Annotated in this window: 16 protein-coding genes and 2 pseudogenes; 8 read left to right on the forward strand and 10 right to left on the reverse strand. The window is 69.9% G+C overall.

Translation table 11 applies throughout. From position 1 onward, the window contains the following. Positions 1 to 54: 54 nt before the first annotated feature. Both SB786_RS27620 and SB786_RS27625 read left to right on the forward strand, forming a co-directional pair. On the forward strand, positions 55 to 996 hold the full coding sequence (locus tag SB786_RS27620; RefSeq protein WP_410730251.1) for a helix-turn-helix transcriptional regulator: 942 nt from the start codon (positions 55 to 57) through the stop codon (positions 994 to 996). 129 nt (positions 997 to 1,125) lie between these two features. Continuing rightward, entirely contained in the window at positions 1,126 to 1,824 is a 699-nt protein-coding gene (locus SB786_RS27625) for a fumarylacetoacetate hydrolase family protein (RefSeq protein ID WP_006761466.1), read from the forward strand. A gap of 118 nt (positions 1,825 to 1,942) precedes the next feature. On the opposite strand, the pseudogene SB786_RS27630 reads toward SB786_RS27625, so the two are convergent. The 3 genes and pseudogenes from SB786_RS27630 to SB786_RS27640 all read right to left on the reverse strand — a co-directional run. Beyond that, positions 1,943 to 2,077: pseudogene (locus SB786_RS27630) on the reverse strand (Bcr/CflA family drug resistance efflux transporter); the annotation flags it as partial. A gap of 1 nt (position 2,078) precedes the next feature. Then, positions 2,079 to 3,683 carry a trypsin-like peptidase domain-containing protein gene (locus tag SB786_RS27635; RefSeq protein ID WP_410730274.1) on the reverse strand — a complete coding sequence of 535 codons (1,605 nt, stop codon included), beginning with the start codon at positions 3,681 to 3,683 and terminating at the stop codon, positions 2,079 to 2,081. 274 nt (positions 3,684 to 3,957) lie between these two features. After that, on the reverse strand, positions 3,958 to 4,833 hold the full coding sequence (locus SB786_RS27640; protein ID WP_410730252.1) for a LysR family transcriptional regulator: 876 nt from the start codon (positions 4,831 to 4,833) through the stop codon (positions 3,958 to 3,960). 148 nt (positions 4,834 to 4,981) lie between these two features. Here SB786_RS27640 and SB786_RS27645 point away from each other — a divergent pair, with 148 nt between their 5' ends. Both SB786_RS27645 and SB786_RS27650 read left to right on the forward strand, forming a co-directional pair. Then, positions 4,982 to 6,235, forward strand: a complete 1,254-nt coding sequence (locus SB786_RS27645; RefSeq protein ID WP_410730253.1) for an MFS transporter — start codon at positions 4,982 to 4,984, stop codon at positions 6,233 to 6,235. Between the two features lie 82 nt (positions 6,236 to 6,317). After that, a pseudogene (locus SB786_RS27650) lies at positions 6,318 to 6,425 on the forward strand (transcriptional regulator); the annotation flags it as partial. A 16-nt stretch (positions 6,426 to 6,441) separates the two neighbouring features. Here the strand turns inward: SB786_RS27650 and SB786_RS27655 are convergent. Further along, a complete protein-coding gene (locus tag SB786_RS27655; protein WP_410730254.1) occupies positions 6,442 to 7,914 on the reverse strand; it encodes a PLP-dependent aminotransferase family protein in 1,473 nt (490 codons plus the stop codon). 196 nt (positions 7,915 to 8,110) lie between these two features. On the opposite strand from SB786_RS27655, the gene SB786_RS27660 reads away from it, so the two are divergent. After that, complete coding sequence (locus SB786_RS27660; protein ID WP_410730255.1) at positions 8,111 to 9,310, forward strand: GNAT family N-acetyltransferase; 1,200 nt, start codon at positions 8,111 to 8,113, stop codon at positions 9,308 to 9,310. A 24-nt stretch (positions 9,311 to 9,334) separates the two neighbouring features. Here the strand turns inward: SB786_RS27660 and SB786_RS27665 are convergent, their stop codons facing one another. Beyond that, the gene (locus SB786_RS27665; protein ID WP_410730256.1) at positions 9,335 to 9,787 is read right to left on the reverse strand and encodes a DUF3331 domain-containing protein; all 453 of its coding nucleotides are present in this window, start codon (positions 9,785 to 9,787) and stop codon (positions 9,335 to 9,337) included. A 492-nt stretch (positions 9,788 to 10,279) separates the two neighbouring features. Here SB786_RS27665 and SB786_RS27670 point away from each other — a divergent pair, with 492 nt between their 5' ends. From SB786_RS27670 to SB786_RS27680, 3 genes are all read left to right on the forward strand, one after another. Further along, the gene (locus tag SB786_RS27670) at positions 10,280 to 11,344 is read left to right on the forward strand and encodes a 2,3-butanediol dehydrogenase (protein WP_410730275.1); all 1,065 of its coding nucleotides are present in this window, start codon (positions 10,280 to 10,282) and stop codon (positions 11,342 to 11,344) included. A gap of 228 nt (positions 11,345 to 11,572) precedes the next feature. After that, entirely contained in the window at positions 11,573 to 12,229 is a 657-nt protein-coding gene (locus tag SB786_RS27675; RefSeq protein ID WP_410730257.1) for a VC0807 family protein, read from the forward strand. Between the two features lie 92 nt (positions 12,230 to 12,321). After that, positions 12,322 to 13,188 (forward strand): CPBP family intramembrane glutamic endopeptidase, encoded by an 867-nt coding sequence (locus SB786_RS27680; protein WP_410730258.1) that lies wholly within the window; start codon positions 12,322 to 12,324, stop codon positions 13,186 to 13,188. A gap of 55 nt (positions 13,189 to 13,243) precedes the next feature. On the opposite strand, the gene SB786_RS27685 is transcribed toward SB786_RS27680, so the two are convergent. The 5 genes from SB786_RS27685 to SB786_RS27705 all read right to left on the reverse strand — a co-directional run bounded on the left by SB786_RS27685 (position 13,244) and on the right by SB786_RS27705 (position 19,028). Next, positions 13,244 to 14,224 carry an aldo/keto reductase gene (locus SB786_RS27685; RefSeq protein WP_410730259.1) on the reverse strand — a complete coding sequence of 327 codons (981 nt, stop codon included), beginning with the start codon at positions 14,222 to 14,224 and terminating at the stop codon, positions 13,244 to 13,246. Positions 14,225 to 14,458: 234 nt separating this feature from the next. Next, positions 14,459 to 15,130 (reverse strand): MarC family protein, encoded by a 672-nt coding sequence (locus SB786_RS27690; protein ID WP_410730260.1) that lies wholly within the window; start codon positions 15,128 to 15,130, stop codon positions 14,459 to 14,461. A gap of 121 nt (positions 15,131 to 15,251) precedes the next feature. Then, complete coding sequence (locus SB786_RS27695) at positions 15,252 to 16,052, reverse strand: enoyl-CoA hydratase-related protein (RefSeq protein WP_410730261.1); 801 nt, start codon at positions 16,050 to 16,052, stop codon at positions 15,252 to 15,254. A gap of 40 nt (positions 16,053 to 16,092) precedes the next feature. Further along, a complete protein-coding gene (gene paaK / locus SB786_RS27700; protein WP_410730262.1) occupies positions 16,093 to 17,415 on the reverse strand; it encodes a phenylacetate--CoA ligase PaaK in 1,323 nt (440 codons plus the stop codon). Positions 17,416 to 17,474: 59 nt separating this feature from the next. Continuing rightward, entirely contained in the window at positions 17,475 to 19,028 is a 1,554-nt protein-coding gene (locus SB786_RS27705) for a 3-hydroxyacyl-CoA dehydrogenase (protein WP_410730263.1), read from the reverse strand. Between the last annotated feature and the right edge of the window lie 26 nt (positions 19,029 to 19,054).

A 19,054-nucleotide genomic window follows, 5' to 3' on the forward strand; every position in this document is an offset into this window, starting at 1 on the left:
CGCGGTTCGCTGTACCATCGCGGCTCAACCGCGTCACGAACAGCAGAATCCTTCATGCCCTCCATCGCCCCGCCGCGCCTGTACGGGATGCCCGAACGCAGCGACCGGCTCGATTTCTACATCCGCGACCAGGCGTCGCGCCAGGCGATCACCGAGCCGCACCGTCACGCGTATTTCCAGATCCAGTTCAACCTCGGCGGCGACACCGAACAGCGGATCGGCGGCGTCACGCGGCCGTTTCCGCGCGGCGCGCTCGCGTTCGTGCTGCCGCACCGCGAGCACCTGATTCCGCATCCGGACGGCGCGCACTTCATCGTGATCAACTTCAGCCAGGCGTTCCTGCGCGCCGATCTCGACGTCGATCCGCTCGATCTCGAGGACGTTCCCGCGCACCGCTTTCCCGAACTGACGCCGTTCCGCTTCCAGGAACATCTCGACTTCATCCTGACCGGCGACGCGTTCGACGAGGCGCGCCGCCTCGCGCTGTGCATGCTCGACGCCGACCGCGTGCGCACGTTCGGCTCGACCACGCTGCTGCGCGGCTACCTGCTGCAGTTGATCGGGCTCGTCTGCACGCAGTACGCGGGCGCGCTCGACAAGCTCGCGCAGCGCGGCGCCCAGCGCGCGGGCCGGCGCGACGCACTCGCGCGCGTGCTGCGCCACGTGCGCGCGAACCTGACCCGCGAGGACCTGACGCTCGCGGCCACCGCCGAGGCCGCGTTCCTGTCGCCGAACTACCTCGCGCACCTGGTGCGCAAGGAAACCGGCAGCACCTTCACCGATCTCGTGACCGAGCGCCGGATCGCGCTCGCGCAATCGCTGCTCGCGCATACGAGCCGCCGCATCGCGGACATCGCGCGCTCGGTCGGCTTCCGCGACGAAGGGTATTTCGCGCGGCGCTTCCGCGCGCGGGTCGGCGTGTCGCCGAAGGCGTACCGGGACGCCAACGCCGCGTTGCCGGACGCCGACGCGGCGCCGGTGGCCGGCGACGCGTAGATTTGTCCGGTTAAAACGCAGTTGCGTCGCATCCGGGCGCGCATCCGTCGGGTATCGTTCCATGCATGCCGGCCCGCGGTGCACTGCGCGGGCGGCGGCATCCGTCTTTCCATCGAACGAGGCCATCCGATGTCCGCATACGTCATCGACGCTTCCGAGCGTCCTTCCGTCGAAGTCGATCAGTCGTCCGCGCGCTTTCCGGTGCGCCGCGTGTTCTGCGTCGGCCGCAACTACGCCGATCACGCGCGCGAAATGGGCGCCGATCCCGACCGCGAACCGCCGTTCTTCTTCACGAAGCCGGCCGACGCGATCGTCCCGGCCGGCGGCACCGTCCCGTATCCGCCGCTGACCAGCGACCTGCATCACGAAATCGAGCTGGTCGTCGCGATCGGCAAGGACGGCCGGTCGATCGACCCGGCCGATGCGCTGTCGCACGTGTGGGGCTACGGCGTCGGCGTCGACCTCACGCGCCGCGACCTGCAGGCCGAGGCAAAGAAACTGAGCCGGCCGTGGGACTGGGCGAAGGGCTTCGACGCGTCGGGCCCCGTGACCGCGCTGCGCTCGGCGAGCGTCACCGGCCATCCGGCAAGCGGGCGGATCTGGCTCGCGGTGAACGGCGAAACGCGCCAGCAAGGCGATCTCGCCGACATGATCTGGGCCGTGCCGGACGTGATCGCGTACGTGTCGCGCTCGGTCGAGCTGAAGGCCGGCGACCTGATCTTCACCGGCACGCCGGCGGGCGTCGGCGCGCTGCAGCCGGGCGATCGCGTGACGGGCGGCGTCGATGGGGTGGCGGCGTTCGAATTCGTGATGGGGGCGAAGCCGTAAGGGGATATCCAGGCCCACGCAACGCGCCGTCCATCCGACGGCCGTTGCGTCGATCCCTGCCGATCCGGGCGGCGAAGCCATCGCGCCGGATCGGCATGCCGTTCATGCCTGCCGTCGATCACGCATCCTGTTCGCGTGCGTCGAAGATCCGGATGCACCCCGCCGCCGCCAACGCGATTGCCGCGGACAGCAACATCACGACCAAAGGCGCATAACCCGCGTTGCGCACGGTCAGCACCGCGCCCGTCAACGCCCTACCGCGCCCGCACGGACACGAACTTGCGCGCGTTCTCGCGCTGGATCAGTACCGCGATCACGCCGCCGCTCGCTTCGAGCGCCGGCACGTCCTCCGGCGTTTCGAGCAGCGTGTCGTTGAGTTCGAGCACGACATCGCCCGGCCGGATGCCCGCGCGCGCCGCCGGCCCGTGCACCGCATCGACCATCATCCCGACCGCGAGCCCGGTCGAACGCCGTTCGGCATCGCTCAGCGGATGCATCGTCAGCCCGAGCCGATCGCCGCTGTCGGCCGGCCGCGCGGCGGCCGTCGCCACGCCGGCGGCGCCGGCAGCCGCTCCCGTGCCTGCGCTGCCCGTCGCGGGCGCGTTGTAGGTCGCGTTGGAAGTCTCGTTGTCGATTGCGTCACCGGCCGCCGCTCCCGTGACCGTCAGCCGCATCGACGCGCGGTTGCGGATCAGCCGCAGCGGCACCTTCCCGCCAGGCGGCAACGCGGCGGCCAGGTCGTTCAGCTCCGCAGACCGGCCGATCGGCTTGTCGCCGAGCTGCACGATCACGTCGCCGGGCTTCACGCCGGCCGCGGCGGCCGGCGAGCCGGGATCGACGCCGTTGACGAGCGCGCCGACCGGACGCGGCAGACCGAACGCGGCGGCCAGCCCGGCGCCCACATCCTGGACGTCGACGCCCAGCGCGTTGCCGGTCGACGCGCGCTGCGCCTGCGCGTTGGTCCGCATCTGCGCCTGCGCTTGCGCCCGCACCTTCATGGCGAATGCGATCGGGATCGCGAACGTCGTGCTCGCGTAGCGGTCGGCGCCGGTGTAGACCTGCACCGCGATGCCGATCACCTCGCCCGCGCGGTTGAACACGGGACCGCCCGAGTTGTCGGGATTCACCGCGATGTCGGTCTGGAGAAACGGAAACGCGCTGCCGTCCGGCAGCGGATGCGACGTCGCGCTGACGATGCCCGCTGTCACCGTATTGCCCGAGCCGTCCGCCGCGCCGATCGTCATCACCGGTTCGCCGGCCCGCACCCGCGCCGAATCGCCGATGCGCACAACCGGCAGCTTCGTCGCGTCGACGCGCAGCACCGCGACGTCGGTCTGCGGATCGACCGTCAGCACCGTCGCCTTCAGCTCACGACGATCGGCCAGTCGCACCGTCACGTCGGTCGCGTCGGCGACGACATGCGCGGACGTCAGGATCAGTCCGTCGGCGCTGACGATGAAGCCCGAGCCGGTGCCCGCGATCGCGCGCGGCGACGTATCGGGCGGCGGGGCCTGCGGGCCCTGCCCGGGCATGGGCGGAGGCGGCTGCGCGCCGCGGCGGAAGTACCCGGCCAGCGGATCGTCGGGATCGAGGATCGCGAAGGACGGGCCGCCGGGCTGCTGGTCGGGCCCGGTGGTCGTGATGGTCACGACCGCCGGGCCGTAGCGGTCGACGATCGCCGGGAAGTCGACCGGCATCGAGTAAGCGCGGGCGGCGGGCCTGCTTTTCATGACGGGCGGTGTGGCGGGCGTGGCGACGGTCCCGGCACGGGTTGGCGGCGACGACGACAAAATGCCGGCGAATACGCCCCCGATCAACGCGGTGCGAAGCACGGCGCGAGCAAGCGTCTGGCGAACCAAGGTGCACCTCCCCCGGCAGTCGCGGCGACGTCCCGCGCGAGACGCGCGGACGCCCGGCAGGCGCCGGTACACCCATCCATTTATAGTCCACGCCGCCTCGGCAATATACGATTCGGAAACCCGCATGCCGACCGGTCGAATGGCGGCAAAACCGCCACGGCGTTCGTTCCGGGCAAGTTTCGCGGTTCGTCAATCGGAATATTCACCGCAAATTGCATGCGATGCGCGCGGCCGCGATAGATCCCGCGCAGTCATCGCGCACCGCCGTCCCGCACTACCAGGCAAGCGCCAGAAAATTGCGCACCACCGCCGACGGATCATCGCGTCGCGACGCGATCGCGAGCCTCGCGCGCAACCCGTTGCCCGCGACCGGCCGATACACGACGCCCGCGACCTGCACCTGCGTGATCGCCTTCGGCACGATCGACACGCCGAGCCCGGCCGCGACGAGCGTCACCGCCGACGTGATCTGCGGCGCGGGCTGCGCCATGCGCGGTTGAAACCCGGCCGCATTGCACGCGGCGACGATGTCGTCGAACAGCGCGCTGCCGGCTTCGCGCGGCACCTGCACGAACGCCTCGTCGGCCAGCTCCGCGAGATCGAGCCGACGCCGCTGCGCGAGCCGATGCCCGACCGGCAACGCGACGAACATCGGCTCCTCGTCCCAGTCCGCCGCCAGCAACGTATCGGCGATACGCCGCTCGGGACGCACGATCGCGACATCGAGCCGCCCGTCTTCCAGCGCCTCGAGCAGCACGCCGGAAGTCGCCTCCTGCAACGTCAGCTCCGTGTCCGGAAACGCTTCGCGAAAGCGGCGAATCAGGTCGGCCACTTTCGAATTGAAGGCGGCCGTGCCGGTAAAACCGACGCGAAGCTGCCCGATTTCCCCGCGCGCGGCCCGTTTTGCCGCCCGTGCCGCGCGCTCGGCGTCGTCGAGCACGCGCCGCGCCTCTTCCGCGAACACCTCGCCGGCAACGGTCAGTTCGGCGCCGCGCGCGGTCCGCGTGAACAGTTCCACGCCGAGTTCGCTCTCGAGCGCCTTGATCTGCTGGCTCAGCGGCGGCTGCCCCATGCCGAGCGTTTCCGCGGCCTTCGTGAAGTTCGACGTGGCGGCCACGGCCAGAAAGTATCGGAGATGCCGAAGTTCCATGCGTGAGGTGATCCCGGGGTGGGGGAAGCGCGACGCGCGCCTCCAGGGCAGTCGTAAAACGTATCGCTACGGTTTCTTTCATATATTGGACATATGTGTGAGCGTGCGCAAGAATTCGGGGTATTCCCTGGCCAATCGGGTGCAAACCATGTCTTCTCCCGCGATTCCGCCTGCCGCTACCCGCATCCCGAACGCCACGCCGGATGCGCTGCCCGTGGGCGTGTCGCCGCGCTCGGCGGCCTACAAGCGCATCGCGCTGGCGCTCTTCCTGGCCGGCTTTTCGACCTTCTCGCTGCTGTACTGCGTCCAGCCCTTGCTGCCCGCGTTCGCGCGCGAATTCCATATCGGCGCGGCGTCGAGCTCGCTGTCCCTGTCGCTGTCGACCGGGATGCTGGCGGTCTCGATCCTGTGCGCCGGCGCGCTGTCCGAACGCGTCGGGCGGCGCGGGCTGATGTTCGCGTCGATGACGCTGGCCGCGCTGTTCAACGTGCTGGCGGCGCTTTCGCCGAACTGGAACCTGCTGCTGATCTGGCGCGCGCTCGAAGGTTTCGCGCTCGGCGGCGTCCCGGCCGTGGCGATGGCCTATCTTGCCGAGGAAATCGCGCCGGACGGGCTCGGGCTGTCGATGGGGCTCTATGTCGGCGGCACCGCGTTCGGCGGCATGGTCGGGCGGATCGGGATGAGCGCGCTCGAAGAGTACTTCTCGTGGCGCACCGCGATGCTGACGATCGGCGTCGTCGACCTCGTCGCGGCGATCGCGTTCGTGATGCTGCTGCCGCAATCGCGACGCTTCGTGAAGCGAACCGACCTGACGCTGCGCCACCACCTGCGGCTATGGAACGCGCAACTGCATCACGCGCGACTGCCGTTCGTGTTCGCGATCGGCTTTCTCGTGATGGGCTCGTTCGTGACGGTGTACAACTACGCCGGGTTCCGGCTGACGGCCGCGCCGTTCAACCTGAGCGCGACCGCATGCGGGCTGATCTTCGGCGCCTACCTGTTCGGGATGGTGTCCTCGTCGAGCGCGGGCGCCCTCGCCGACCGGCTCGGGCGCGCACCCGTCCTCGTCAGCGGCATTCTCGTGTTCGCGGCCGGCCTCGCGCTGACGCTGTCGCATTCGCTCGTCGCGATCATCGTCGGGATCGTGCTGATCACGATCGGCTTCTTCGTCGCCCATGCGGTCGCGAGCGGCTGGGTCGGACACCTCGCCGGATCGGCGAAGGGGCACGCCGCGTCGCTCTATCTGCTGGCCTATTACCTCGGGTCGAGCGTGCTGGGCTCGGCCGGCGGCACGTTCTGGCAACACGGCGCGTGGGGCGCGGTTGTCGCGTATGTCGCGGTGTTGCTCGCGTTGAGCCTGGTGGCCGCCCGCCGGATCATTCGCGCGGAACGCGTGCGGTAAGCGGCGTCACGTCACGCGCGGGCCGGCACACCGCCCGCAGGCCGCTTGCGGCTCGACTCCGCGGTCTGATTTTTGGCAATCCGCACCTCTCGCGATCGCGACCGAGGCGATCGCCGACTACCAGGAACTCGTGTCGCTGCCCTGCTTCCAGTGGCATCACGCGACCGTTGTGCCGGCCGACCACCCGCTGCCCGCGCCGCAGTCGTTCAATCCCCCGCGACCCGATGCGCGATCGCCGACAAGGTCCGCAGCATCGGCGCGAACGCATCGGCCGACGTATTGCCGAACCCGAGCACGAGCCCGTTGGCCGCCGACGTCGCGTGGAGCGAAAACCCCGACAGCGGAAACGGCCCGATGCCATGCTCGCGCGCCGCTTCGACGATCGCGCGGTCGCGATAGCGCGCCGGCAGCCGCAGCGCCAGATGCAGCCCGCACGGCCCGCCCTCGACCTGATGCGGCACGGTGAACGCGTCGTCCAGCGCGGCGAGCAGCGCGCGCCGCCGGTCGCGATACAGCCGGCGCATCCGCCCGAGATGCCGCCCGTACTCCCCCGACTCGATGAAATCGGCAAGCGCGAGCTGCACGTGGCGCGTGCCGCCGCGCAGCATCTCCGGCAGCGCCGGCCGCACCGCGGCCAGCAGCGCGTCGGGCAGCACCAGAAAGCCGATCCGCAGCGCCGGAAACATCGTCTTGCTGAACGAGCCGAGATAGACGACCGGCGAATCGGCCGCGAGCCCGTGCAACGCGCCGATCGGCTCGCCGGTGTGACGAAACTCGCTGTCGTAGTCGTCCTCGATGATCCACGCGCGATGCCGGCGCGCGGCGTCGATCAGCGCGAGCCGGCGCGAGATCGACAGCACCGCGCCGGTCGGAAACTGGTTCGATGGCGTCGTATAGACGAGCCGCGGCGTCCGTTCGCGCCAGTCCGCGTGTTCCGCGCGCAGCCCCTCCGCGTCGACCGGCATCGGCACGACGTCGAGATCGGCCGCCTGCATCGCGGTGCGTGCGCCGCGATAGCCGGGCTCCTCGACCCAGACCGTATCGCCGGGATTCGTCAGCAACTGCGCGCACAGCGCGATCGCGCCCTGTGCGCCTTCGGTGATCACGATCTGCTCGGGATCGCAGCGTACGCCGCGCGTCACGGCCAGATGGCGCGCGATCGACTCGCGCAGCGCGCGCTCGCCGAGCGGGTCGCCGTACGCGAGCAGGTCGCGGCCGGTGCGGCGCAGCGCGCGGTCGATCGCGTGCCGCCACGCATCGATCGGGAAATGCGACAGCGCGGGCACGCCCGGCCGAAAGGCGTCCGACTCGCCGGTGCCGATCAGGCTCGGACGCATCCGGCCGAGCCGTTGCGCAACGACCGGCGCCGCGGCCCGCCGGCGCGGCGCCGCCGGCCGCGACAGGCCCACCACGCGCGTGCCGCGACGATCGGATTGCAGGAAGCCTTCGGCGACGAGCTGCTCGTAGACGGCCGCCGTCGTGTTGCGCGACACGCCGAGCGTCTCGGCCAGCGCGCGCGTGCCGGGCAACCGCGTGCCGGCCGGCATCGCGCCGCCGAGAATCGCGTCGCGCACGCGGCGCAGCAATTGCCGCTGCAAGGAAGGCGCACCGGCCGTGCGCGCGAGCGGCGCGTCGAGCGGCAATAGCGGCGCGGTGCCGGAAGGAAGGACTGTGGTCATCAGGGTATGGCGGCGTGGAGATCTCGGTGCATGGCGCGGCCATCGTGGCGCAATCACGGCATCAACGTGGCGCCACGGCGGCACTCCGTGGCACCATAAATTTGCCGTCGTCTGGCGCTTCTCATGGTACCTCGCCGGGACTACGATCGTCTGCATGCCGGCATGTCGCCGGCCGCCAACCGAAGCGAGATCGACCTTGTCCACGCTCACCAACGACTTCCAGCAGCCGATCGGCCGCCCCGTTCCCGACTGGTCCGCGCGCCCGCGCCCGGAGCGCATCGTGCTCGAAGGCCGCTACTGCCGCCTCGAACCGCTCGACGCCGACCGCCATGCCGCCGACCTGTACGCCGCGTACGCGCAGGCGCCCGACGGCGCCGACTGGACCTATCTCGCGCACGGTCCGTACGCCGACGAGTCGAGCTACCGCGACTACGCGCGCGGCGCGGCGGCGAGCACTGATCCGCTGCACTACACGGTGATCGACCGCGCGACGAACCGCGCGGTCGGCACGCTCGCGCTGATGCGGATCGACCCGGCCAACGGCGTGATCGAGGTGGGCTTCGTCACGTTCTCGCCGCTGCTCAAGCGCACGCCGATTTCGACCGAAGCGCAGTACCTGCTGATGAAGTACGCGTTCGATACGCTCGGCTACCGACGCTACGAATGGAAGTGCGACGACCTGAACGCGCCGTCGCGCAAGGCCGCCGCCCGGCTCGGCTTCCGTTACGAAGGCACGTTCCGGCAGGCGATCATCTACAAGGGCCGCAATCGCGACACCGCCTGGTTCTCGATCGTCGACGGCGAATGGCCGGCCGTGCGCGCCGCGTTCGAAGCGTGGCTCGCGCCGGAGAACTTCGACGCCGCGGGCGCGCAGCGCGAGTCGCTCGTCGCGATCCGCCACGCGCACGCGCGTGCCCGCGACGCGGCCGGCCGTGCGAACGATGCGACGCGCGTCACGGTCCGGCCGCTCGTCGCCGCCGACGAAGCCGCGTGGCGCCCGCTGTGGCAGGGTTATCAGAAGTTCTACGAGACCGCGCTGAGCGACGCCGTGTTCGCGACGACGTGGGCACGCCTGATGGATCCCGCCGAACCGATGTTCGTGCTCGGCGCATTCGACGCGTCGGGTGCGTTGATCGGCATCGTGCACGCGATCTACCACCGCTCGTGCTGGACCGACGGGCCGTACTGCTACCTGCAGGACCTGTTCACGGCGGCCGACGCGCGCGGGCAAGGCGCCGGCGGCGCGCTGATCGAGGCCGTGTACGAGCGGGCCCGCGAAGCCGGTGCGAGCCGCGTGTACTGGCTCACGCACGAAACCAACACGACCGCCCGCGCGCTGTACGACAAGCTCGCGAACAACGCGGGGTTCATCCAGTACCGGAAGGATCTCAAGTAAACGGGCAAGTGCATCCGGCGGCGTTCAGCCGAGGACGTCGACCGGATCGGCCGCCTCGCCGCAGGCCGGCGCAACGTGACGCACGATGCCGGCCGCGTCCGGCACCGACGCGGCGCGGATCATCTCGTCGCCGTTGACGGGCACCGGCCGCCGCACCGGCCGGTACACCGGCTCGCCCGGCTCGATCGGCTGCCCGGAGATCGCGCAGCGGCCCGCCTGCGATGCGACGCGCAAGCGCCAGCGCTGCTCGCCGTAATGGCAGCGCCCGCTTTCGCTCCAGCGCACCAGCAAGCCGTTGTCGCCAGCCTCCAGGACCGTGACAAACAGTTGCGGCCGCAACGGAGAAACATCGGGCGCGACAGTCTCCGGCACCGGTGCGCGATCGTCGCCCGTCGACAGCATGACGTCCCGCTCGTCGTCGACCAGCATGTGATACGACACGTATTCGCAGATCAGGCTTTCGATGAAGTTCGGCATGCTTGACGACATTCCGTGAAGATGAAGCGGGCCGCGCACCGTGCGCGATCGGGCTGCCGCAGATGATACAAATTGAAGTTAACTTCAAGTAAAGGAGAACGTGCGCAACGATGCGTTGCACAGATCGGCATAATGGGCCGGCACCATGGCGCGCGACGGCGAGCCTGCCCAAGCCGCGCGTCTCGCATTTCGTCTCAAACGGCTGAGACGAATGTCCCGGCGTCTCACCGGAACCACCCATCGCCATCGCAGCAAATTTCGCGCGCGATTCACGCGGTATCGCCGGACGCCAACGCAAGACCCCCCTGCTGCACCGCACACTCCCGCCCCCGCTCGCTCGTCCCGCAAACGCCGATTCAAGCTGGCCCCGTTCCTGCATATCGGTCGCTCGCGCAATCGCGCGACGGACGCACCGGCCGCTTGCCGCGCGTCCGACGACAACCTGACGGAGACAGCAACGTGAGCACACCGGCACTGAACACCGCACCCACCATGAAGGCCGCCGTCTGGCACGGCCGCAACGACATCCGCGTCGAAGAGGTCCCCGTTCCGGCGCACCCGCCGGCCGGCTGGGTCCAGATCCGCGTGCACTGGTGCGGAATCTGCGGCTCCGACCTGCACGAATACGTCGCCGGGCCCGTGTTCATCCCGGTCGACGCGCCGCACCCGCTGACGGGCCTGAAGGGCCAGTGCATCCTCGGCCACGAGTTCAGCGGCGAAATCGCGGCGCTGGGCGCGGGCGTGACGGGTTTCGCGCCCGGCGACCGCGTGACGGCCGACGCGTGCCAGCATTGCGGCACCTGCTGGTATTGCAGGCACGGGCTGTACAACATCTGCGAGAACCTCGCGTTCACCGGGCTGATGAACAACGGCGCGTTCGCCGAATACGTGAACGTGCCGGCCGAGCTGCTGTACAAGCTGCCCGAGCACTTTCCGACCGAGGCCGGCGCACTGATCGAACCGCTCGCGGTCGGGCTGCACGCGGTGAAGAAGGCCGGCAACATCGTCGGCCAGACCGTCGTCGTGGTCGGCGCCGGCACGATCGGGCTGTGCACGATCATGTGCGCGAAGGCCGCGGGCGCCGGGCGCGTGATCGCGCTGGAAATGTCGGCCGCGCGCAAGCAGAAGGCGCTGGAGGTCGGCGCGACGGTCGTGATCGACCCGAAGGCGTCGGACGCGATCGCGGAAATCAAAGCGCTGACGGGTGGCTACGGCGCCGACGTGTCGTTCGAGTGCATCGGGCACACGGCCACCGCGCAGCTCGCGATCGACGTGATCCGCAAGGCCGGCAAGTCGGTGATGGTCGGCATCTTCGAGGAGCCGACGTCGTTCAACTTCTTCGACATCGTGTCGACCGAGAAGGAAGTGATCGGCTCGCTCGCGTACAACGGCGAATTCGCGGACGTGATCCGCTTCATCGCGGACGGCCGCATCGACGTGCAGCCGCTGATCACCGGGCGGATCACGCTCGGCGACATCGTTACGCACGGCTTCGAGGAACTGGTCAACCACAAGGACCGGAACGTGAAGATCATCGTCCAGCCCGCGACGGCCTGACGAACCCGCGACCGGGCGATGAGCGCCGCGTGACGGCCGGACGCGGTGCCGGGCGGCCGCGAGCGGCCCGTCGGCAGCCCTGGCGCGGCGCGCCGCCCGCCCGCCCGGCGCGCGAGCCTGCCCGGAGTCGGTGCGTGCACAACGGCGTCGGGTGCGGCGCGCGGGGTCCGACTTCGATATACTCGAACCGACCTCACCGCCCCGCGCGCCACCCGCGCGCCCGCTTCCGTGAAACGACGAGCCGGCCTGATCCTCGAACTCTTCGTCAACCTGGCGCTGCCCTGGGTCGCATACCGGGTCGCGCATCCGTATTTCGGCGAAACCGGCGCGCTGTACGCGTCCGCGATTCCACCCATCGTCTGGTCCATCGTCGAATTCATCCGCTCGCGCCGCGTCGACGCGGTGGCCGCGGTCGTGCTGCTCGGCATCGCGCTGTCGATCGCCGGCATGGCGCTCGGCGGCAGCGCGCGCACGCTGCTGATGCGCGAATCGCTCGCGTCCGGCACGATCGGCGTCGTGTTCCTGCTCTCGCTGTTCCGCGATCGCCCGCTGATCTTCTACCTCGCCCGCGCGACGGTCGCCCGCGAGACGGCCGGCGGCGCCGCGCGTTTCGAGACGGTGTGGGCCGAGCAGCCGGGACTGCGCCAGATGCTCCGGCTGATGACCTTCGTGTGGGGCGCGTGCATGACGCTGGAAATGCTGGTGCGGCTATGGATGGTCGTCACCTGGCCTGTCGAGCGCGTGCTCGTCGTGTCGCCGATCATGGGTTACACGGTATTCGGCACGCTGCTGCTGTGGACCTTCTGGTACCGGCGGCGGATGCGCGAGCGCAACAGCGTCGACATCCCGACCCGCGACGGCGTCACCGAGATCGCTGGCCGCTGACCGCCGGCCCCACCCGGCGCGGCCGGCCCGGCGCCACGTCACGGTTACTGGGGTATGATGCGCGGCGTCTCGTTCGACCCATGCATCGCCCCATGTCCCTTTCGCTTCTCCCGTGTTCCACGATCTGCCTCGCACTGTTCGCTGCCGCCGCATTCGCGTGGCTGCGCCCGCTGCACCGCCCGAGCATCGCTATCGCGGCGCTCGGCTATGCCGGCGCGCTGGCGGTCGGCAAGCTCTCTCCGATCGTGCTCGCGCCGCTCGCGCTGCTCGTGGCCGCCGCCTGGGGCGTCGCGCCGGGCCGCCCGCTCGCGGTGCGGATCGCCGCGCACGTCGTGTTTGCCGCGCTCGCGATCGCGCTGAGCCTGCACCTGGTTCCCGGCTTCCATAATCCGCGCGTGATCGAGCCGACGCGCTTCACGCCGGACGCCGTGCCGTTCACGATGTACCTGAATTTCGACAAGCCGCTGGTCGGCCTGTGGCTGCTGTGGGTGCTGCCGTGGGTCATGCCCGACGTCCCGCTGGCGCGCGCGCTGCGCACCGGTGTCGTGGCGGCCGTCGCAACGGCCGCGGTCTGCCTGGCCGGCGCGCTCGCGTTCGGGATGGTCGGCTGGGCGCCGAAATGGCCGGCGTCGGGCTGGATGTGGCTCGCCAACAACGTGCTGCTCGTCACGCTCGCCGAGGAAGCGCTGTTCCGCGGCTACGTGCAAGGCGGGCTCACGCGCGTGCTCGGCCGCTTCGGCTGGGGGCCGTGGGTCGCGCTCGCGATCGGCGCGGTGCTGTTTGGCGCCGCGCACGCGGCCGCCGGCTGGCAGTGGATCGTGCTCGGCACGGTGGCCGGCATCGGTTACGGCCTGGCATGGCGGCGCGGCGGGCTGCTCGCGTCCGCGCTCGCGCATGCGGGGCTGAACGTGATCCACTTCGGGCTGTTCACGTACCCGATGCTCGCCGCCGCGCGCTGAACAGCGCGTACGGCGGCGGCACGCGCCGGTTTCGCCCGGTTTCGCCAGCTTGAAATCAGTTGAAACCGGCCACCGCGTGCGGCACGTACGGGCCTTCGAGCGCCGCGATTTCGTCGTCCGTCAGCTTCAGTTGCAATGCACCGAGCGCATCGTCCAGATGATGCGGCTTCGAGATGCCGACGATCGGCGCGGTGATGCCGCGCTTGTGCGCGACCCACGCGAGCGCGACCTGCGCACGCGGCACGTTGCGCGCGGCGGCAATCGCCGCGACGGCCTCGACGATCGCGCGGTCGGCATCGGCCGTCGCATCATAGAGACGCTGGCCGACGTCGTCGCTCTGCTGCCGCTCGGACGACTCGTCCCAATTGCGCGTCAGACGGCCGCGCGCGAGCGGGCTCCACGGAATCACCGCGATGCCCTCGGCCTCGCACAGCGGCAGCATCTCCCGCTCCTCCTCGCGATACAGCAGGTTCACGTGGTTCTGCATGCTGACGAAGCGGGTCCAGCCGTTCTGCGTCGACGTATGCAGGGCCTTCGCGAACTGCCATGCGAACATCGACGGCGCGCCGATGTAGCGCGCCTTGCCGGCCTTCACGACGTCGTGCAGCGCCTCGAGCGTCTCCTCGATCGGCGTGCCGTAATCCCAGCGGTGGATCTGGTACAGGTCGACGTAGTCGGTGCCGAGCCGCTTCAGGCTCTGGTCGATGTCGGTCATGATCGCCTTGCGCGACAGCCCCGCGCCGTTCGGCCCCGGCCGCATCCGGTAGAACACCTTGGTCGCGATCACGACGTCGTCGCGCTTCGCGAAGTCGCGCAGCGCGCGGCCGACGATCTCTTCCGACGTGCCGTCCGAATACATGTTCGCGGTATCGAAGAAATTGATGCCGGCCTCGATCGCGCGCTGGAGGATCGGGCGGCTTTCCGCTTCAGGCAGTGTCCACGGATGCGTGCCGCGCGACGGCTCGCCGAACGTCATGCAGCCCAGCACCAGCTTCGACACGTCCATCCCGGTCGACCCGAATTTCACGTATTCCATCGCTCGCCTCGTCATTGAAGTGGGGTTGCGGCCGGATGCGCGCCGCGCGTCGGTGCACCGGGCACGGACGCCGGGGCGTGCATCCGCCGGACGTCGCATGGTATCCCGCGGCGCGCAAACGCGTCGCGGCAGGCTCGGGCGGGGACGGGCCGAGTTGGGAGTTGGGTAGGACGGACGCGACCCGTGGCCCGCACGCACGCGCCGGACGGGGTCACACGTCGACGAAAGAACGGATTACTTGATCTGATCGGCGAGCGGCCGCAGGAACTCGGAGAACCCGGTCAGCATGATCTGCACGCCGATGCACAGCAGCAGGAACGCGGACACGCGCTTCGCGACCTTGGTGCCTTCGATGCCGAGATAGCGCGACAGCAGCGCGGCGCGGCTGTAGGTCAGCCAGATCACGACCGCGACGAGCGCGGAGACCGAGATCGACACGATGCTCGACAGCATGAATTCCGACAGCTTGTGCGTGCGGTTCGCGTTCAGCGCGATCGCGGTGGCGATCGAACCGGGGCCGACCGTCAGCGGCACGGTCAACGGGAAGAATGCGCGGGTCATGATCGCGTTCGCGTCGATCGGCTTGACCGGCGTGTCGCCGCCGCCCGGGCCGTCCGGCTCGTTGAGCATCTGCCAGCCCGCGACGGCGACCGCGAAGCCGCCGCCGATCCGCAGCGCTTCCATCGAGATCCCGAAGAAATGCAGCACCGGCGTGCCCGCGAAGAACGCGACCAGCAACACGATGAATGCGTTGAACGCCACCTTCTTCGCGAGCAGGTTCCGTTCGGGCTCGGTCAGCGCCTCGGTGCGTTCGAGAAACAGGAACGCAATGCCGATCGGATTGATGATGCCGATCAGGCCGGTAAAGCCGAACAGGATCTCGGAGATAAGGCGGTCGACGATCATCGGGGGCGAGGAAACGAACAGGGCTGGGGCCGGCGGCGCGCCGGAGGTCACGCATTGTAGAGCAAGCGCCCGCGCCCGAGACGCAATTCGCGACCCGGGCCCCGCGGCCCCCGCCACCGCCTCAATCGGTGCCCGGCTCCCACGCCGGCGGCCGCTTCGCGAAGAACGCGGCGAAGCCCTCCTTCGCTTCCGGCGTGGCCCGCACACGCGAGATCGTCTGCGCGGTGAACGCCGCGCGTTCGTCCGACGGCGGATACTCGCCGATCTCGTCGAAGAAGCGCTTGATCTCCATCAGCGCGTTGGGGCCGTTGCGGCTCAGTTCCGCGAGCGTCTTGTCGAGTGCTGCGTCGAGCGCGTCGAGCGGCACGGCCTGGTGGATCAACCCAATCGCGACGGCTTCGCCGGCCGCGAGCTGCGTCGCGGTCAGCGCGAGCCGGCGCGCCTGGCGCTGGCCGACCGCTTCGACCAGATACGGGCCGATCACCGACGGCAGGATCCCGAACCGTGCCTCGCTGACCGAAAAGCGCGCATGATCGCTCGCGATCACGATGTCGCAGGCCGCGCACAGGCCGACGCCGCCGCCGAACGCGTGGCCCTGCACGCGGGCGACCGTCGGCTTCGGGCACTGCCGGACCGCGCGCATCATCGCGGCGAACCGCTCGGCGTCGCGCAGGTTCGCGGCCGCGTCGTTCGCGCTCGCGCGCTGCATCCACTGCAGGTCGGCGCCCGCGCAGAACGCGCGGCCGTCCGAGCGCAGCACGATCGCGCGCACGTCGTCGCGCCGGCCGAGCGTCGTGAACGCGTCGGTCAGCTCGGCGATCATCGTCTCGTCGAACGCGTTGAGCACGTCGCCGCGCTGCAGCGCGACGGTCGCGATGCCGCGCGCATCGACCGCAACGGCCAGGGTCTTCAATCCATCCATCGAACAGGTTTCCTCGGAGTAGAACAGGGAACGACGAAACTCAGGCGGCCTGGCGCCGGTCGATCACGCGCCGGGCCTTGCCGGTCGCGGTCGCGGGAATGCCGCCCGCGGCGAGCACCGTCACGCCGGCCGACACGCCGATCATCGTCTTGATCCGGTGCTGCAGTTCGCGCGCAATCGCCGCGCGCTCGCCGTCGGTCACGCATGCGACGGCCTCGGAGCGCAGCTCGACCGCGAGGTCGAGCCGGTCCATGTGGCCGTCGCGCGAGAGCGTGACCTGGAACTGGCCCGACAGCTTCGGCTGCGCGACCACGATTTCCTCGATCTGGCTCGGGAACACGTTCACGCCGCGCACGATCAGCATGTCGTCGGAGCGGCCCGTGATCTTCGCGAGCCGGCGCATCGCGCGCGCGGTCGGCGGCAGCAGTGCGGTGAGGTCGCGCGTGCGGTAGCGGATCACCGGCATCGCTTCCTTCGTCAGCGACGTGAACACGAGCTCGCCCTCGCTGCCGTCCGGCAGCACTTCACCGGTCACGGGATCGATGATCTCCGGATAGAAGTGGTCTTCCCAGATCACCGGGCCGTCCTTCGTCTCGACGCATTCGCACGCGACGTCGGGGCCCATCACTTCCGACAGCCCGTAGATGTCGAGCGCATCGATGCCCACGCGCGTTTCCACTTCCTCGCGCAGCGCCTGCGTCCAGGGCTCCGCGCCGAAGATGCCGATCTTCAACGACGACGCGGCCGGGTCCATCCCCTGCCGCACCATCTCGTCGATCAGGTTCAGCATGTACGACGGCGTGACGAGGATGATCTTCGGCTCGAAATCGCGGATCAGCTGCACCTGCTTCTCGGTCTGCCCGCCCGACATCGGCACGACCATGCAGCCGAGCCGCTCCGCGCCATAGTGAATCCCGAGGCCGCCCGTGAAGAGCCCGTAGCCGAACGCGTTGTGCAGCGTGTCGCCCGGGCGGCCGCCGGCTGCGCGGATCGAGCGCGCGGTCACGTTCGCCCAGGTGTCGATGTCGCGCGCCGTGTAGCCGACCACCGTCGGCTTGCCGGTCGTGCCGCTCGACGCATGCACGCGCACGACCTGCTCGCGCGGCACCGCGAACAGCCCGAACGGATAGTTGTCGCGCAGGTCGTTCTTGGTCGAGAACGGGAATTTCGCGAGATCGGCGAGCGTCTTCAGGTCGTCGGGGTGCACGCCCGCCGTGTCGAACGTCCGACGATAGTGCGGGACGTTGTCGTACGCGTGGCGCAGCGACCACTTGAGGCGCTCGAGCTGCAGCGCCTGCAGTTCGTCGCGGCTGGCGGTCTCGATCGGATCGAGGGCGGCGGCGGGATGCGTCGGGTGAGTCATCGGGGTGCTCCTCCAATGGAGTGATGTCGTTATCGTGATCGGGGTGATGGGGCCGCCGGCTAGCGAAACGTGCGGCCGGCCGCGTGCAACGCGGCGATGCGCGGCGACACGCGATAGCGATCCTCGCCGTAGCTCGCCGCGAGGTTCGACAGCACGCGATGCACGCGGCCGATGCCGATCGCATCGGCCCACGCGAGCGGGCCGCACGGGTAGTTCACGCCCTTCTCCATCGCGAGATCGAGATCGGCGGGCGAGCACACGCCCTGGTTGACCGTGTCGGCCGCCTCGTTCGCGAGCATCGCGACGGTGCGCATCGCAACCATGCCCGGCACGTCGGCGACGCCGACGACGCGGAACCCGGCTTGCTGGAACAGGCCGACCGCATCGGCGTAGGCGGCGTCGCCGCACTGGAGCGCGCGCGTCAGCGCGACCAGCCCGGCCTGCGCGTAATCGCGCGCGAGATCGACGAGCACGAGATCGGCCACGCCGGTTTGCGCGGCGCGTACCGTCGCGGTGCGGCCATCGGTCAGCGCGATCGACGCACGGCCGGCCACGGCGAGCAGTTCGTCGGCATGCGCGCCGTCGCGCCGCGCGCCCGCGATGCGTTCGGCCAAGCGTGCATGCAGCGCGGCAGCCGGGCCGTCCTGCGCGAACAGCACGACGTCGGCCGGCGCGTCGCGCGGCGCTTCGAGCGCCGGCGCGGGCGGCGTCGCGCCGTCCGCATACGCATAGAAACCGCGCCCCGACTTGCGCCCGAGGAAACCCGCGTTGACCATTTCCTGCTGGATCAGCGACGGCGTGTAGCGCGGATCGTTGAAGTACGCGCGGAACACCGACTCCGTCACCGCGAAGTTCACGTCGTGGCCGATCAAGTCCATCAGCTCGAACGGCCCCATGCGGAAGCCGCCGGCTTCGCGCATCACCGCGTCGATCGAGACCGGCGTGCCGCCCTGCTCGTTCAGCACGCGCAGCGCCTCCGCGTAATACGGCCGCGCGACGCGGTTCACGATGAAGCCCGGTGTGGATTTCGCCATCACGGGCTGCTTGCCCCATGCGGCGGCGGTCGCATGCAGCGCCTGCGCGACTTCCGGCGCGGTCGCGAGGCCGCTGACCACCTCGACGAGCGCCATCAGCGGCGCCGGATTGAAGAAATGCAGGCCGGCCACGCGCTGCGGCGCGCGCAGCCCGGCCGCGATCGACGTGATCGAGATCGACGACGTGTTGGTCGCCAGCACGCAGGTATCGTCGACATGGCGCTCCAGCGTCGCGAAGATCTCGCGCTTCACGTCGAGACGCTCGGCCGCCGCCTCGACGATCAGCGCGGCGCCGGCGAACTCGGCCAGCGCGCGCACCGCGCGAATCCGGTTGCCGGCCGCGTCGGCTTGCGCCGGCTCCATCCGCCCCTTCTCCGCGAGGCGCGCGAACTGCGCGCGGATGCCGGCGAGCGCCTTGTCGCACGCCGCGTCGTTCAAGTCGTACAGCAGCACGGTATGGCCGGCCGCCGCCGCGACCTGCGCGATGCCCGCGCCCATCGCGCCCGCGCCGATCACGCCGACGACCGCCGACGGCGCCAGCGCGCCCGAATTCACCGAATGTGCAGAAGAACCAGCCATCGCTTGCGATCCGTCACTGAAGTGGA

Source organism: Burkholderia sp. SIMBA_062 (assembly GCF_046534765.1).
Lineage (GTDB): Bacteria > Pseudomonadota > Gammaproteobacteria > Burkholderiales > Burkholderiaceae > Burkholderia > Burkholderia ambifaria.